Source organism: Sulfitobacter sp. M39, from assembly GCF_021735935.1.
Lineage (GTDB): Bacteria > Pseudomonadota > Alphaproteobacteria > Rhodobacterales > Rhodobacteraceae > Sulfitobacter.
This window is the reverse complement of the sequence record NZ_WMDZ01000001.1, coordinates 1,760,480-1,776,004: the sequence shown is the minus strand read 5'-3', so window position 1 is coordinate 1,776,004 and position 15,525 is coordinate 1,760,480. Positions and strand designations below refer to the sequence as shown.

14 protein-coding genes are annotated in these 15,525 nt (G+C 58.2%); 7 read left to right on the top strand and 7 right to left on the bottom strand.

From position 1 onward, the window contains the following. Nucleotides 1-41: 41 nt before the first annotated feature. From lpdA to GLP43_RS08600, 5 genes are all read right to left on the bottom strand, one after another. Nucleotides 42-1,436, bottom strand: coding sequence for a dihydrolipoyl dehydrogenase (lpdA, locus tag GLP43_RS08620; protein WP_237278988.1), 1,395 nt, complete (start codon nt 1,434-1,436; stop codon nt 42-44). Between the two features lie 107 nt (nt 1,437-1,543). Next, on the bottom strand, nt 1,544-2,110 hold the full coding sequence (locus tag GLP43_RS08615; protein WP_237278987.1) for a DUF924 family protein: 567 nt from the start codon (nt 2,108-2,110) through the stop codon (nt 1,544-1,546). A gap of 82 nt (nt 2,111-2,192) precedes the next feature. Next, nucleotides 2,193-3,455 carry an MFS transporter gene (locus GLP43_RS08610; protein ID WP_237278986.1) on the bottom strand — a complete coding sequence of 421 codons (1,263 nt, stop codon included), beginning with the start codon at nt 3,453-3,455 and terminating at the stop codon, nt 2,193-2,195. 74 nt (nt 3,456-3,529) lie between these two features. Next, nucleotides 3,530-4,594 carry a tRNA preQ1(34) S-adenosylmethionine ribosyltransferase-isomerase QueA gene (queA, locus tag GLP43_RS08605; protein WP_237278985.1) on the bottom strand — a complete coding sequence of 355 codons (1,065 nt, stop codon included), beginning with the start codon at nt 4,592-4,594 and terminating at the stop codon, nt 3,530-3,532. 9 nt (nt 4,595-4,603) lie between these two features. After that, nucleotides 4,604-7,960, bottom strand: a complete 3,357-nt coding sequence (locus GLP43_RS08600; RefSeq protein ID WP_237278984.1) for a YhdP family protein — start codon at nt 7,958-7,960, stop codon at nt 4,604-4,606. 99 nt (nt 7,961-8,059) lie between these two features. Between GLP43_RS08600 and GLP43_RS08595 the strand changes: the two genes are divergently transcribed. From GLP43_RS08595 to GLP43_RS08580, 4 genes are all read left to right on the top strand, one after another. Continuing rightward, on the top strand, nt 8,060-8,521 hold the full coding sequence (locus GLP43_RS08595) for a peroxiredoxin (RefSeq protein WP_237278983.1): 462 nt from the start codon (nt 8,060-8,062) through the stop codon (nt 8,519-8,521). Further along, nucleotides 8,518-9,327 carry a ferritin-like domain-containing protein gene (locus GLP43_RS08590; RefSeq protein WP_005852952.1) on the top strand — a complete coding sequence of 270 codons (810 nt, stop codon included), beginning with the start codon at nt 8,518-8,520 and terminating at the stop codon, nt 9,325-9,327. Before GLP43_RS08595 ends, GLP43_RS08590 begins: the two co-directional genes overlap by 4 nt. A 189-nt stretch (nt 9,328-9,516) precedes the next feature. Beyond that, entirely contained in the window at nt 9,517-10,845 is a 1,329-nt protein-coding gene (locus tag GLP43_RS08585) for a DUF5930 domain-containing protein (protein ID WP_237278982.1), read from the top strand. Continuing rightward, entirely contained in the window at nt 10,835-11,335 is a 501-nt protein-coding gene (locus tag GLP43_RS08580; RefSeq protein WP_005852949.1) for a bactofilin family protein, read from the top strand. The genes GLP43_RS08585 and GLP43_RS08580 overlap by 11 nt, the downstream gene beginning before the upstream one ends. A gap of 139 nt (nt 11,336-11,474) precedes the next feature. Here the strand turns inward: GLP43_RS08580 and GLP43_RS08575 are convergent, their stop codons facing one another. Next, nucleotides 11,475-12,029, bottom strand: a complete 555-nt coding sequence (locus GLP43_RS08575) for a peptidylprolyl isomerase (RefSeq protein WP_237278981.1) — start codon at nt 12,027-12,029, stop codon at nt 11,475-11,477. After that, nucleotides 12,022-12,528 (bottom strand): peptidylprolyl isomerase, encoded by a 507-nt coding sequence (locus GLP43_RS08570; RefSeq protein WP_009826761.1) that lies wholly within the window; start codon nt 12,526-12,528, stop codon nt 12,022-12,024. The genes GLP43_RS08575 and GLP43_RS08570 overlap by 8 nt, the downstream gene beginning before the upstream one ends. Nucleotides 12,529-12,659: 131 nt before the next feature. On the opposite strand from GLP43_RS08570, the gene GLP43_RS08565 reads away from it, so the two are divergent. The 3 genes from GLP43_RS08565 to pdhA all read left to right on the top strand — a co-directional run bounded on the left by GLP43_RS08565 (nt 12,660) and on the right by pdhA (nt 15,522). Further along, a complete protein-coding gene (locus GLP43_RS08565) occupies nt 12,660-13,853 on the top strand; it encodes a phosphoglycerate kinase (protein ID WP_237278980.1) in 1,194 nt (397 codons plus the stop codon). Between the two features lie 181 nt (nt 13,854-14,034). After that, complete coding sequence (locus tag GLP43_RS08560) at nt 14,035-14,334, top strand: FtsB family cell division protein (RefSeq protein ID WP_237278979.1); 300 nt, start codon at nt 14,035-14,037, stop codon at nt 14,332-14,334. A gap of 177 nt (nt 14,335-14,511) precedes the next feature. Then, complete coding sequence (gene pdhA / locus GLP43_RS08555; RefSeq protein ID WP_237278978.1) at nt 14,512-15,522, top strand: pyruvate dehydrogenase (acetyl-transferring) E1 component subunit alpha; 1,011 nt, start codon at nt 14,512-14,514, stop codon at nt 15,520-15,522. Nucleotides 15,523-15,525: the final 3 nt, after the last annotated feature.

Sequence of the window (15,525 nt, the reverse complement as noted above, 5' to 3'; positions counted from 1 at the left end):
GGCGTTGCAAAGATCAGGACCCCGCTATGCGCGGGCAAAGGCTACATATGGATAACGCGGCCGTAAGCATCGAGCACGGATTCATGCATCATTTCTGACAAGGTCGGGTGCGGGAAGACGGTGTTCATCAGGTCTTCTTCGGTGGTCTCAAGCTGACGCCCCACGACATAGCCCTGGATCAGCTCGGTCACCTCGGCGCCTACCATATGCGCGCCAAGCAATTCGCCTGTTTTAGCGTCAAAGACGGTTTTGATCATCCCCTCGGGCTCGCCAAGGGCAATCGCTTTGCCATTCCCGATGAAGGGGAAGCGACCCACCTTGACGTCAAAGCCAAGCTCTTTCGCCTTGGCTTCCGTATACCCGACGGACGCGACCTGCGGGTGACAATAGGTGCAGCCGGCGATGGATTCCGGTTTGACCGGGTGCGCGTGTTGACCCGCAATCAGTTCGGCGACCATCACCCCCTCGTGCGAGGCCTTATGCGCCAACCAAGGGGCACCGGCGATGTCACCGATGGCATACAGTCCCTCCACGCCGGTCCGGCAATATTCATCGGTCACAACATGGGTCCGATCAATTTTCACGCCCAGATCTTCCAGCCCAAGATCCTCGACATTGCCAACAATACCCACGGCCGAGATCACCGTGTCGAATTCATGCTTGCTCACCTTACCGCCAGTTTCGATATGGGCAGTGACCTTGTCATCAGCGCGGTCCAGCTGCTTGACGACGGCCTTCTGCATGATCTTCATGCCCTGTTTTTCGAACTGCTTTTTCGCGAATTTGCTGATCTCTTCATCCTCGACGGGAAGGATACGATCCATTACCTCAACCACGGTCGTATCAGCGCCCAAGGTGTTGTAAAAGCTGGCGAATTCGATACCGATCGCGCCAGACCCGATCACCAGCAGCTTTTTCGGCATATGGGGCGGCTGCAAGGCATCCTTGTACATCCACACGCGTTTTCCGTCTGCTTCCAGCCCAGGCAGGTTGCGTGCCCTCGCACCGGTCGCCAGTACGATATTCTTGGCCGTCAGCGTCTCTTCCCCGTCTTTCGATTTAACCGACACTTTATCTTTGCCCGCTAACGTCGCCGCGCCCATGAAGACCGAGACTTTGTTCTTTTTCATCAAATGCCCGATACCGCCGGACAGCTGCCCCGCAACCTTGCGCGACCGTTTGACAACTGCCTCCAGATCATAGCCGATATTGTCTGCCTTCAGACCAAATTCGCTCGCGCGTTGCATCAGATGGAACACTTCCGACGACCGCAACAGAGCTTTGGTCGGGATACAGCCCCAGTTAAGACAAATGCCGCCTAGATGTTCCCGCTCTACAATGGCGACCGACAGCCCCAGCTGCGCGCCCCGGATGGCCGCAACATAGCCCCCCGGTCCCGCACCAATCACGATCAGATCAAAGGATTTCGCAGCCATTATGCAACCTCGCAGCACGTATTGAAATTTAGTTTAGTGGTAAACTATCTCGCGCACATCAGCAACTCGGAGAATCCTTGTCGTTGGCCCGACGCACATAGGACGGATCACTCCATGGATCGCAGGGTAAATGCGTACCCGCCAGCGTCAAGATAATCAGCTTCAGCTGGGGTGTTTCGACGCTCTAACGCAGTGTTGCGATAGGGAAACCTACCAAAACTTCTGATAACCTGACGATGCGCACGTGCGTGCAAAAGCGTGTCATTGGCGTCAGGCATCCGGTCGCAAAGCAGCCGAACGCAGTGATCCTGGTCAACAAGACTTTCGGAATGCATGAACGGTAGGTAAAAAAACTGCCGCTCTGGGACGTCAACCAGCCTATCCCATTCTTTACGCACCGCTGCCTGCGCCGCGCGCAGAGCACGAATATCGGTGGAAAACGCCTTCCCCTGACCGCGAAACATATTGCGGGGGAACTGATCTGCAAGGATGAGATAGGCCAATGTACCTTTGGCATCAGTCAGCCACCGGTCCAGACGGCCAGTCCCGATCAAGCTCCACGTGTCCATAAACTGCGCGCGGATGGTGGCGTCCAGCTTATCGTCTACGGCGTACCAACCTTTGGGGCCGACATCGTCAATCCAAAACCGACGGACCTCTTCTGCTGTTTTCATACTCTTGCGCCCCTTTATCCACAGATACGTTCAAACCTTTCGATTTGCATTGGACATAAGATGTATCGATTTGGCGAAACGTCTAGGGCGTCTCTGCCTCGATCGTTTGTTCGTTTTCGATGGCATACTCCTGAGCCAGCTCTACGGCCACAGTCGTCGCGGCAGGGTAAATCGGGATATAGTTCCCGGTTTCATCCGCAGGTATGGCAGGGCGCACGGTCGCACGATACGATGCGTACATCGACAGCGCGAAAAACAGGACCGCCGTGAACAGGTAAAAGCCGCCTGGTCCAAGCGCCGTACCCATCATCCAACCGGTGATCACGGGCCCCAAAATTGCCCCAAGCCCGTTAATAAAGATCATACCACCAGATGCCGCAGCCATATCTTCATGCTCAAGAAAGTCATTCGTGTGTGCAATAAGGAGTGAATACAGTGGGTTAGACATGCCGCCCACCACAAAAGCGGTCATCAGAAGTATCGGGAAATTATGACCAAGCAGCATACCCACCACGGAACCGATGCCGCCAATAATTGAGGTAATCACGATCAGCAGACGACGGTCCATCCGGTCGGACATCCATCCGATCGGATATTGCAGCACGACCGACCCGACGAAGAATGTCGCTACGAAAATAGAAATCTGGGCCACGGTCAGCCCGGCTTCGGCACCGTATACGGATGCCATGCCGAACTGTGCCGAAAATATCCCGCCCAGCAGGAACATCCCGACACACCCCAGTGGCGAAAAACCCGCCAGTTCGCGTAAGCTCATGGGTTTTGTTGTATCAAATGCAGGGGTCGGGCTGATCGATAACAAAATGGGTGTGACTGCGACGCTTACCAAGACCGATGGAATAACGAACAGCACAAAGCCCGATGGGTCTGCGGTCAGAAGCAACGCCTGTGCAATCACGATCCCGAACGTCTGCACGATCATATAAAGCGACAACGCCTGACCCCGGTTTTCGTTTGTAGCAGCATTGTTTAGCCAACTTTCAGCTGTCACATAAACGGCTGAAAAACAAAATCCAATCAACACGCGTCCGACGGACCAGACCGCAACATTCGGGAAGGTCGGGTATAGGATCATCACGGCCGAAATCATCGACGCAAGCGCCGCGAAAACGCGGACGTGCCCGACCCGGCGGATCATCCCCGGTGCCATACGCGAGCCGCCCAAAAAGCCCACGAAATATGCCGACATAACGATCGACATTTCAAATGTCGAAAATGCCTCAATCCCGCCGCGAATCCCCAAGAGTGTGCCTTGCATGCCATTGCCGACCATCAACAAACACATGCCCAACAAAAGCGCCCATGCGCTGGTCAGTACCTGAAACATCTTACGAATCCTTTAACGCGACGTGATCTCTCCCTGACCGCGATCGCAGGGGGTGTCACCCCCCTGAACGACATTCAGGCGCTTATTTGCGTCTTAGGAAATAACAATGATGCGTCGCCATAGGAAAAAAACCGATAATTTGATTCAATCGCATGATCGTAAATGTTTTGTACAGTTTTCTGCCCCATCAAAGCCGACACGAGCATCATTAGGGTCGATTTTGGAAGATGAAAATTTGTCATCAACGCATCCGCGACATTAAATTCGAAGCCCGGGGTAATGAAGATATCCGTATCTCCTTCCCACGGCTGGATCTCCCCCGGGCGCGCTGCGGTTTCAACCAACCTCAAGGCCGTGGTGCCGACGGGTATGACCCGCCCGCCGGCCGCCTTCGTGTCGCGGATTTCAGCAGCGGCTTGCGCGCTTACATGGCCCCATTCGCTGTGCATCTTATGGTCGGAAATGTCGTCTACCTTGACCGGAAGGAAGGTCCCGGCCCCCACGTGGAGGGTCACATGACTAAAATGCACCCCCATTTCGGCAAGACGGTCAAGCAGCGGCTGGTCAAAGTGAAGCGAGGCCGTCGGTGCCGCGACGGCACCGGCATTCTTTGCAAAAACCGTTTGATAGTCCGTCAAATCCTGCGCGTCAGCAGGGCGCTTGCCTGCAATGTACGGCGGCAATGGCATCGCACCCGCGGTATTAAGCGCGGCATCGAAATCAGGTCCTGTACAGTTGAACCGCAGGACGGCCTGACCGTCCTCAATCGCTTCAAGTCGCGCGGAAAGGTCACTGCTGAAAACTACGGTTTCGTTAATCTTAAGCTTTTTGAGCGGCTTAACCAATGCAGTCCAATCAGAACCGCCGCGCGGCTCCAGCAACGTCACTTCGATACGCGCCTGAACATGCCCTTGGGCGCTATCACGGCTGCGGTATCCGGTCAGCCGCGCGGGAATAACGCGGGTATCGTTCAACACAAGCCGATCACCCGGGCGCAACCAGTCGGCGATATTGGCCACGGTGCTATCTATAATAGAATCCCCTTGCGCCACCAACATCTTAGCTGCAGTCCGCGGGACCGCAGGCCGCGTCGCGATCAGGCGTTCAGGCAAGGCAAAATCAAAATCACTGAGTTTCATAATCGCCGGTTAGCGCCCCTCAAAGCGTTGAGCAACTGGTTTCTGTGGCTCGGGTGGCACGGGGTTTGGCTGTGGTTCCCCTGGCTGCACGGGCAACGTCGGCGGATCGCTGCGGAAAATATCCCGCAAGGCACCGGGCACAAAGCCAGAAAGCGGGTTCACCGATACCGACGGATTCTTGACCGTCCCCCCGATGGAGTAGTTAAATCCCAAAAGGCCCTCGCCCTTTCGGGTCAGAAAACTTGCGATACCGTTCAACATATACACCGGAGAGATAACCCCCTGCAGTGCCATCTGCCCTGTATCGGTGGCAAAGACCCCATCCATGGAAATTCCCAGCGATGCACCAGTCGCGCTCGCCTGGGTCAAAGTGACCCGATCCGGAGAAAGACGAAAATCGGCATCAACAGTATCGAAATAAATGCCGTCGCCATTCAATTCGTTGATCAAACCGACCACAGACACAGCATTTACAAGCGCGGCAATTGTTGGCGCATCCTTGATCCTCACGTCTGTAATTTCGGCTCGCCCATTAAACGCACCACCGTCGCCAACTGGAACCAAGGTCAGGGAAAGCGTGCCCCCCTGGACCTGACGCGCGATGTTGGCCGAGCGCAGAACGCCGCCCGCGTCCGCCGCGCTCAGCTGCACAGCATTGCGCCCGTCCTTGGGAATGATCCGCCCCGATACCCCGGTGCCGCCATTCAAGGTTGCGGAGAAACGACCATCCATGCCGCGGGCGACGTCGAACTCCCCTTTCATCTGGGTCAGCGCAATCGTATCGGTCACCTGCAACCGATCCAAAGTCAGCAACATTGGTGGGCCGGCAACGCCGCTTGGTTCGGTCTTTCCGAGCTTTGCTTTGCGCATATCAAGCGTCCCGCCGCGGACAACAACCTGCACCGGTCGACCCGCCCCCTGCCCGATCAAGTCAACGGGTGTATCAAGCCAACCGCCCACGGACAAACGATTAAACCGCAAGCGATCCAAAGAGCCGTTTGGCGTCAGCGCCACGTTCCCCCGTGCCGTAAGCCCAGGCGCCGAAATGCTCAAGCTCTCAACCTTCGGCACAGCTCCCAACTGGCCCGAAACTTCAAGGTTTCCCACTTGCTGCGCCGGTTTCGTCCAGCCGATTTGCGGCACACTAACACGCAGCCCGCGAAGGTCGGATGTGATGGAAAACTCTGGCGTTTCACCTTTAACCAAATCCAGGGCAAACCATGCGCGGCCTTCGCCGCTAACCGTTTCAGGCGGCAGCGCAATCTTAAACGTTTCCAGCGTCTGAGCGTTCAGTGCAATATCGGCTCTGACGCTACTTGCCGCGCCAGGTTTGCCAAACGGTTGGGTCCAGCCGCCATCGAACGCCACGCCATCCAATGTCCCCTCGCCTTCAAGGGTCAGTCCACTATTGGAAGCCGTAAGACTCAACTGCGGAACCCGCAGGGACCGCCCTTTTACCAAACGGTCACTTTCAACGCCGGAAAGTGTGCCTTTGATGTCAAAGATCGTCAGCTTTGGGTCGGACCCTTTCTTCATCGGAAACGAAAGCGTGCCCGTCAAATCAGCAGTTGCGTCGGCGATATCGACCGGCAGGTTGGCCTTGTCCATCGCGAGCAACGGCGGCCGGTTCAGCAGCGACAGAACAGATGTCACGTCGGCATTGGCCTGAAGCCGCACAATGCCGGGCGGGCCATCTTTAACGGTAACATCGGGCATGATGAACGACGATCCGTCAACCAACACAGGCGTTTGATTTGGCGGTGTAATCTTCCCAGCATCGACGCTGACGACGAAACGATTGCGCGAAAGGCTAGCGTGGCCGCTGCCCTTGGTAATATTGGGCATAGTGCGCAAAAAGCGCACCTCGGCACCCCGGAAATCGAAGTCGAGGTAGGTTTGCGGTGCCTCTCCCGGTGTCAAACGAAAGGCGAGGTCAACGTCGCTCAGCGCGCCTGCGTAAACGTTTTCCTCGACCCACCTACGGGTTTTCGGTTTCATGTTTTCCGGCCAAAGCTCAAGCAAGCGTTCCGGTTTCAACGCGTTCAATCCTGCATCCAGCGCTACTTGCCACCCTTGCGGGCCTGCCTTCAAATCGCCCGACAGGTTCAGCGTCGTGCCCCCGTCAACGATATCCATGCGTCCGACGGACATGTGAAAGGGGTTGAGCGTGATTTTGGCATCCAGATCGGCCCCCTCGATCGACACAGGGGCGTCATAAATATCGGCAGGGTCAGCCACCAGATCGCGCAGGCGGAGCTGAGCGACCAGCGCGCTCAGTTTGCCGCTGTCATCAATACCCAGACTTGCGGCCCCCTCGATCCGGCCCGACACCCATTTGCTTTCGACCGAAAGCTCGTCAAAACGCAGCAGACGCTGATCTGGGTCATAGCTGAAATAGCTGCGGGCCCCGTCAAATGGAATCGGCGTAGCACGTTCATTAGGCTGAACCACCCCGGCCCCGATCTGCAGCGTAGCGTTCAGCGGCTCAAAGGTGCCGTCCTCGTCAAGACTGCTGCGCACCGAACCAGAGATGGACGCACGCAGCACTTTCAACCAAGCGAAAGCCGGGTTCTGCACCGCGATGTCACCCGCGCTCACCCCGTCGAAATTCACACCGAACTGCGACGCGGTATCGCCGATTTTGCTGCTGTAGTTGGCGGAAAGCGTGGCCACATCCGTCCCCCCGCCCAAAACGGCGAGCTCGGCCGTCATCCGCAGGTTATCGCCTTCACGGTCCAGCAACAGCCGCCCGCCGTCCACCGTCCACATCCTGTCGGACTGCAGATCGGTATAGCGCAAGGTCAAGGCGCGCAGCTCTATCGATCGCAGACGCGACAGCGCCTTCGTCTCGAACACCGTATCAAGCTGGCCGATCAACTGCGGCATCGTGGCCGCCCGCCGCTCTGCCGGGGCGGTCCCGCTTGCCGCGCTCAGCGCGACGCGGCCATCTTTATCGCGTCGCAGATTGGCCACCACGCCCGACATCGCAATATCGCGCGGCTGCACATCACCCGCCAACAGGCCTTGGATGGAAAAACTGGCGCGCACTTCACGGAAGGCAGCAAAGCTAACCCCTTGGGGGTTGGTGATATTCACGTCGCGCAGCCGAACGCGCGGGCGCCACCCTTCGTCCACAATCAACACCATCTCGCCGAACCCGATCCGCGCGAGCGGCATATCTTTGGCAAACCGCTCTTCAATGCGCGTCTCGAGCCATTCTGGGACGACAATGGGGCTGCGGATCATATAGATGGCCGTCCCCGCGATGGCGGCAACAATCAGCGAAATAACCAGCAGAGACCATTTGGTGGCCTGCCAAAGTCGTCTCCGCTTGGGGGTGCGGGGGGCTGCGCTGGTGTTGGGCATGAGCGTCCGGTTTTTAGGGCGGCTTGGGGTTTAAGTTTCGCCAAGCCCGACTAGTATGACAGTGCAGACAACGGCTTCCAATACATAAGAAAGTGACCCATGCCAGAGATTTCCCAACCTGCACCAGACTTTAAGCTTCCTGTGACGGGGGGTGGCGAAATTTCGCTCTCCGATCTGCGGGGCAAGGCTGTGGTTTTGTATTTCTACCCCCGCGACGACACGCCGGGCTGCACCAAGGAGGCCGTGGGCTTCTCAGAACATCTTGAAGCATTTGCCGACGCCGGTGCCGTGGTTTTTGGCGTGTCCCGTGACACAATGGCGAAACACGACCGTTTTGCGGCGAAACATGACCTGACGGTTCCCTTGCTGGCCGATATCGATGGGGCCGTGACCGAAGCCTATGGCGTCTGGGTCGAAAAGAATATGTACGGCAAAAAATCCATGGGCATTGAACGCGCCACCTATCTCATTGATGCGAGCGGCAATATCGCCCGCATCTGGCGCAAGGTGAAAGTCGCCGGTCACGTGGAGGAGGTACTGGACGCGGTGCGCGCCCTATGATCGCGCTGGCCCAAATGGCGGAAAACGTGCTGCGCACTGCGGATGGCCGTGAAAAAACCGCGCTTTCTCACAAGTATGCAGCCGAGTGGCGGGCTGCCCGCGCCGCAGGCGAGACACCGGAAATCGGCACGTCCAACCCACCGTTGCGCCCCGCCCGCCCCGACCAGCCAGAACTCTTGTCGCCCCGCGATGTACCCCACCGCAAGCCCGGATCGCCCGAAGGGCGCATCGCCTTGCTGCACGCCGTGGCCCATATCGAATTGAACGCGGTTGATCTGCACTGGGATATTATTGCGCGCTTTACCGATGTCAAAATGCCCATGGGATTTTACGATGATTGGGTCAGCGCCGCTGACGATGAATCCAAACATTTCAATCTGATGTGCGATTGTCTTGAAGCTTTGGGTAGCCACTACGGGGCCTTGCCCGCCCATGCCGGTATGTGGCGCGCAGCCGAGGATACGGTGGATGATTTCATGGGTCGTCTCGCCGTTGTTCCTATGGTGCTTGAGGCGCGCGGGCTCGATGTGACGCCCAATATGATTCAGGTGTTCAAAAGCGCCAAGGCCACGCAGGCCGTCGACGCGCTTGAGGTGATTTACGCCGAAGAGGTCGCGCATGTGGCTTATGGGTCAAAGTGGTTTCACTTCCTGTGCGGGCGCCACGAGCTTGACCCGAAAGAGGCATTCCACGATCTGGTGCGCACCTATTTCCACGGTGTTCTCAAGCCCCCGTTCAACGAAGAGAAGCGGGCAGAGGCCGGGATTCCACCGGATTTCTACTGGCCCTTGACCGAGAGTGTTTAAAATATTCGCCCTCCAAACCGTTGAATCGGCAATTTATTGCCAAATTTGTCGTTAAACTTTCATTAACCGCCGGTGGGAAAGTCTGAAGGGTTGCCCGACGGACCCCCACTGGCTAAGCACGGCGGGTGACAATCAGCGCGCGGTGGGGGCCTTGCGTGCTGTGACAGGGACGGAACAAGGATACCACGCGTGCGGACAAGGTTTGCGATCAAAATTCATTCGGCGCTTGAACGGTTTTTTCCCGAACGCCGCGTTTTTCTGAAATCCGATACCGACACACGCTTTATCCGCCTGCGCCCCGTTACCCAGCTTTTCGTATTCACCGGGGCCTCTTTGTTTGTGGCCTGGTCGATCGTCGCCACCGCCGTGATCCTGATGGACAGCATCGGGTCGGGCAATTTTCGCGAACAAGCAAAACGCGACCAACGCACCTATCAGGCGCGGTTGAGCGATCTTTCAGCGCAGCGCAATGGGCGCGCGGAAGAGGCCGTCGCCGCGCAGGAACGGTTTAACGCCGCGCTGAAGCAGATTTCGGTCATGCAGTCCGAGCTGCTGCAATCCGAGACGCGCCGCCGCGAGCTTGAGACCGGCATCGAAGTTATTCAAAGCACCCTGCGCGACACGATGAAAGACCGCGAAGCTGCGCGCACCCAGGTCGCGGAACTGGAAGGGGCCGCGGAAGGCGACGGCAAGTCCAAGACAGCCGCCAATGGATCCTCCGCCCCGATTTCCCTGCTGGCAGAGGCGCTTGAGCGTACCGCCGCCGAACGCGATCAGGTGGTGATTGATGCCCAAGACGCGCTGATCCAGGCGGATGAACTGAACCAAAAGCTGGCCTTGATGCGCGAACAGAACGACGCGATTTTCCGCCAGCTTGAAGAGGCGATGACCGTCTCTGTTGCGCCGCTTGATAAGATGTTCCGCAGCGCGGGCATGCCGACCGACCGGATGCTGGCCACCGTGCGCCGTGGTTATTCCGGTCAGGGTGGCCCGCTGATGCCGTTAAGCTTTTCCACACGGGGGGAGGCTCCTTCTCCCGACACGCTGCGCGCCAACCGTCTGCTTGGCCAGATGGACAAGCTGAACATGTACCGCATTGCCGCGCAAAAAGCGCCCTTTGCGAACCCGCTGAAATCCTCCTTCCGCTTCAGCAGCCCGTTCGGCTACCGCCGCGATCCAAAGACGGGTGGCCGCCGGATGCACAGCGGCACAGATTTCGCCGCCGGTATGGGCACGCCCATCCACTCCACCGCCGAAGGGGTTGTGACCCACGCGGGCTGGAGCTCTGGCTACGGGCGACTGGTTAAAATCCAACATGAATTCGGGGTCGAGACACGTTACGCACACATGTCTAAATTGCGCGTAAAAGTCGGCCAAAGGGTATCGCGCGGACAGCGGATAGGTGATATGGGAACATCAGGACGGTCTACTGGTGTCCACCTGCATTACGAAGTCCGTGTCGGTGGCAAGGCTGTAAATCCAATGATCTTTATCAAGGCTGCAAACGATGTTTTCTAAAAGCAAAATCAATGATCCCGCTCCTAAGTCCGACGCAGACACGTCCAGCACCGCTGCACCGTCATCCTCTGCACCGGCTGCGCCCAAGCAAAGCGAATTCAAGGCCAGCGCGCCCAAGGCAAAACCACCTGCCTCTGTGCTGTCCTCCGATCTGCACATCACCGGCAACCTGAAAACAACCGGCGACATCCAGGTTGAAGGCACCGTGGAAGGCGACATTCGCGCCCACCTGCTGACCATCGGCGAAACCGCGACCATCAAAGGCGAAGTGATCGCCGATGACGTAGTGATCAACGGCCGTATCGTGGGCCGCGTGCGCGGTTTGAAAGTCCGCCTGACATCGACCGCCCGCGTCGAAGGCGACATCATCCACAAGACCATCGCCATCGAATCCGGTGCGCATTTCGAAGGCTCCGTTCAGCGTCAGGACGACCCGCTGAACCCCGGCGCGAAATCCGCCCCTGCACAAAAGCCGAACCCGGCGTCCTGATCGGACAAGGGTGATGAATGTGAAAGGGCGTCGCACTGTTGCGACGCCCTTTTTCGTTGTGATATCAAAATTTTCGACTGCGAAGTGCTGCGCGGCCAAAGCGGGGCAAAGGCGCAAGCACCCCTGCCCTTCGCGATGATTATTCGGTCACCTTAACCTCGACCATACGGTCGGGTGTGCCGGTGACAGCGCCGTTGCCGCCGGTCCCGCGCTTGATCGTGTCGAGCACGTCCAGCCCTTCGGTCACTTTGCCCACAACGGTGTATTGCCCGTTCAGGAAGTGCCCCTGGTCAAACATGATAAAGAACTGCGAGTTCGCGGAATCCGGGCTTTGGCTGCGGGCCATGCCGACAACACCGCGGTCAAAGGGGATGTCCGAGAATTCGGCAGGCAGATCGGGCAAGTCGGAACCGCCCATGCCCGCGCGGCCTGTGTCCCCACCGGCCTTGCCAAATTCGACGTCACCGGTCTGCGCCATAAACCCGTCGATCACGCGGTGAAACACCACGCCATCGTATGCCCCTGCTTCGGCCAGCTCTTTCAGCCGTGCCACATGCGCGGGGGCCACGTCTTCGGCAAGATCGATCTTGATGGTGCCTTGCGCTTCGCCATCCACGGTGATCGCCAGACCATCGGCGAAAGCCGCCCCTGCCATCACGGCAGAGGCAACGCCTGCTGCAATCAGATTACGCATCTGCGGCAACCTTGACGCTGATCATCCGATCAGGGTTCGCTGGCGGCTCGCCACGGGTGATCGCGTCGACATGTTCCATCCCCGAGATGACCTGACCGTAAACGGTGTATTGACCGTTCAAGAAGTCGTTGTCTTTGAAGTTGATGAAGAACTGGCTGTTGGCGCTATCGGGGTTGGCGGAACGCGCGGCACCGATGCTGCCACGAGCGTGTGGCACCTTGGAGAATTCGGCTGGCAGGTTCGGCATGTCCGACCCACCGGTCCCCGCGGCGCGCAGGTTGAAATTGTCTTCCATATTGCCGTTGGCCACGTCGCCTGTCTGCGCCATGAACCCTTCGATCACGCGGTGAAAGGCCACGTTGTCGTATTTACCAGCGCGGGCCAGTTCTTTCATACGCTCTACGTGTTTGGGGGCCACGTCAGGCAACAGCTGGATGGTGACAGTGCCGCCCTTCAGTTCCATCAGGATCGTGTTTTCGGGGTCTTTGATCTCGGCCATGCCGGTCTCCTTTAAGAATTTCGTTGGCAATTACCTAGGACGTGCAAGCGCAATTGCCAAGCGGGTCCATTGACCCTGACGGCAATAACGGCAAAACACGACGGGAATTGTGGTTTTACACGAGGGACAAGATGGGCTGGAAAGCATTGGATGACATGGACCTGCGCGGCAAGCGGGTTCTGGTGCGCGTGGATATCAACGTGCCGGTTGAAAACGGCAAGGTAACGGACGACACCCGCATCCAGCGGATCATCCCCACCCTGCGCGACATTCTCGAACAAGGTGGCACGCCGGTGTTGCTGGCCCATTTTGGCCGCCCCAAGGGCAAACGCGTGCAGGATCTGAGCCTGCGTGTCGTCCTGCCCGCGCTAGAGTCTGCCTTGGGCCGCAAAGTCGTGCTGGCCGAAACGCTCGAGGCCGCCGAGGCGGGCACCGAAGAGATCAACGCCGCCGATGTACTGCTGCTTGAAAACATCCGTTTCTATCCCGGCGAGACCGAGAACGACCCCGATTTTGCCAAGCGCCTGGCCGCTTTGGGCGATATCTATTGCAATGATGCCTTCTCCGCCGCGCACCGCGCCCATGCGTCGACCGAAGGGGTCGCGCGGCTTTTGCCCTCTTGTGCGGGCCGTTTGATGCAGGCCGAGCTTTCGGCGCTTGAAGCCGCGCTGGCCAAACCGAAACGCCCCGTGGGCGCGGTGGTCGGCGGTGCCAAAGTATCGACCAAGATCGAGCTGTTGGAAAACCTCGTGAACCGGCTGGATCTGTTGGTGATCGGGGGCGGCATGGCCAATACGTTTCTGGGCGCGCAAGGCGCGGATCTGGGCAAGTCCCTGTCTGAGCCCGATTTTTACGACACCGCCAAGGATATTCTGGCACAGGCGGAAAAGGCCGGCTGCCGCGTCTTGCTGCCCGTAGATGGGCTTGTCGCGCAGGAATTCGCCGCCCATGCCGCGCATGAGGTCGCAGCCCTTGGGGCCGATACCGTGCTGGCAGCGGACCAGATGGTACTGGACGCAGGCCCAAAGACGGTTGACCTGGTTAAAGACGCGTTTGAAGGCCTGAAAACCCTGATTTGGAACGGCCCCATGGGCGCGTTCGAGATCGCCCCCTTCGACACCGCAACTGTCGCCGCGGCCAAGGCAGCAGCCGCGCTGACACGCGACGGCGCGCTGATCTCGGTGGCGGGCGGTGGCGACACCGTGGCCGCATTGAACCAGGCGGGTGCAGCGGATGATTTCACCTATATCTCCACCGCGGGCGGTGCTTTCCTTGAATGGATGGAAGGCAAGACCCTGCCCGGCGTCGCCGCGCTGGACGCCTGAGCTTTTCCCCCGCCAGTCGCGCCACAGCGATGCGACTGGCGGGAAAGATATGCGACATCCTTGCCCAACCCCCTAAAAAGATGAACATTTTCTTGCCAATCGCAAGACGGGGGATTCCCTTCGCGAATCACCTGTGTCATACTGGGGGAACGTCCACTAAGAGACGATTAAAGGCAGATACATGAACCGCAGCAGCAAACCCGCTTTTGGCACTCTCTTGTTTTTCGCGATCGCCTTCGCGCTGAGCCTCTATTTCGCTTTCGCGGCGATTCAGGGGAACTACGGCCTGTTCCGCCGCGCCGAGATCGTCGCCGAAGCGCAGGATCTGCGGGTACAGCTTGCACAGGTGCAGGTTGATGTGGCGCGGATGGAAAACCTGACCCATCGTCTGTCTGACGAATACCTTGATCTTGACCTGCTCGACGAACAGACCCGCAAGGTGCTGGGGATGATCCGTGCCGATGAAATCGTGATCCGCTGATACCCGCGCATCTCCCGGCATAATCCCCCGCGGCGTCATAAAAAATTCACGTCCCGCCAGCAGGGTATTGCGTGACTTATAAATGCCTCTCGCCATCATTGCTCGAATCCGATAAGAGATAGTTTAACGCTAAACTATTTTGCGCGTGCGCGGGACAAAGTACGGAGGAATTGCCCCATGGCTGCCCAGAAACCGACGAAAAAGACAAACGCCAGCGCCGAAGAGCTCAAGGCCTATTACCGCGATATGCTGCTGATCCGGCGCTTCGAGGAAAAAGCGGGCCAGCTTTACGGCATGGGGCTGATCGGTGGTTTTTGCCACCTTTATATCGGACAAGAAGCGGTGGTTGTCGGGCTTGAAGCCACGGCCAAGGACGGCGACAGCCGCATCACCACCTACCGCGACCACGGGCATATGCTGGCCTGCGGCATGAACCCCGACGGGGTGATGGCCGAGCTCACCGGCCGCGAAGGCGGCTATTCCCGCGGTAAGGGCGGGTCCATGCATATGTTCTCGAAAGAGAAGAAATTCTATGGCGGCCACGGTATCGTGGGCGCGAACGTCCCCCTTGGCGCGGGCATCGCCTTTGCGGACAAATATAAAGGCAACGACAACGTTACCTTTACCTATTTCGGGGATGGTGCCGCGAACCAGGGTCAGGTCTACGAGACGTTCAACATGGCCGCCCTGTGGAAACTGCCGGTGATTTTCATCATCGAAAACAACCAATATGCCATGGGCACCTCGCAGCAGCGCTCTACCTCCAGTGCTGAAATCTGGGAACGCGGCAAGGCGTTCGGCATCCCCGGCGAAGCGGTGGATGGCATGGATGTGCTGGCGGTCAAGGACGCGGGCGAACGCGCGGTGAAACACTGCCGCTCGGGCGACGGCCCCTATATTCTGGAAATCAAGACATACCGCTACCGCGGGCATTCCATGTCGGACCCGGCCAAATACCGGACCCGCGAAGAAGTGCAGAAAATGCGCGACGAACGCGACCCCATCGAACAGGTGCGCAACATCCTGCTGGAACATAAACACGCCAGCGAGGACGATCTGAAAGCGATCGACAGAGAGATCAAGGAAATCGTTAACGCAAGCGCGGAGTTTGCCAAAGAAAGCCCCGAACCCGCGGCGGAAGAGCTTTGGACAGATATCTACGCAACCGAAGTCCCACAGGAGGCTTGAACC

Bases quoted from the DNA above. Each gene is read 5' to 3' on its own strand.
- lpdA (WP_237278988.1), bottom strand. From the start codon at position 1,436: ATGGCTGCGAAATCCTTTGATCTGATCGTGATTGGTGCGGGACCGGGG.
- GLP43_RS08615 (WP_237278987.1), bottom strand. From the start codon at position 2,110: ATGAAAACAGCAGAAGAGGTCCGTCGGTTTTGGATTGACGATGTCGGC.
- GLP43_RS08610 (WP_237278986.1), bottom strand. From the start codon at position 3,455: ATGTTTCAGGTACTGACCAGCGCATGGGCGCTTTTGTTGGGCATGTGT.
- queA (WP_237278985.1), bottom strand. From the start codon at position 4,594: ATGAAACTCAGTGATTTTGATTTTGCCTTGCCTGAACGCCTGATCGCG.
- GLP43_RS08600 (WP_237278984.1), bottom strand. From the start codon at position 7,960: ATGCCCAACACCAGCGCAGCCCCCCGCACCCCCAAGCGGAGACGACTT.
- GLP43_RS08595 (WP_237278983.1), top strand. From the start codon at position 8,060: ATGCCAGAGATTTCCCAACCTGCACCAGACTTTAAGCTTCCTGTGACG.
- GLP43_RS08590 (WP_005852952.1), top strand. From the start codon at position 8,518: ATGATCGCGCTGGCCCAAATGGCGGAAAACGTGCTGCGCACTGCGGAT.
- GLP43_RS08580 (WP_005852949.1), top strand. From the start codon at position 10,835: ATGTTTTCTAAAAGCAAAATCAATGATCCCGCTCCTAAGTCCGACGCA.
- GLP43_RS08575 (WP_237278981.1), bottom strand. From the start codon at position 12,029: ATGCGTAATCTGATTGCAGCAGGCGTTGCCTCTGCCGTGATGGCAGGG.
- GLP43_RS08570 (WP_009826761.1), bottom strand. From the start codon at position 12,528: ATGGCCGAGATCAAAGACCCCGAAAACACGATCCTGATGGAACTGAAG.
- GLP43_RS08565 (WP_237278980.1), top strand. From the start codon at position 12,660: ATGGGCTGGAAAGCATTGGATGACATGGACCTGCGCGGCAAGCGGGTT.
- GLP43_RS08560 (WP_237278979.1), top strand. From the start codon at position 14,035: ATGAACCGCAGCAGCAAACCCGCTTTTGGCACTCTCTTGTTTTTCGCG.
- pdhA (WP_237278978.1), top strand. From the start codon at position 14,512: ATGGCTGCCCAGAAACCGACGAAAAAGACAAACGCCAGCGCCGAAGAG.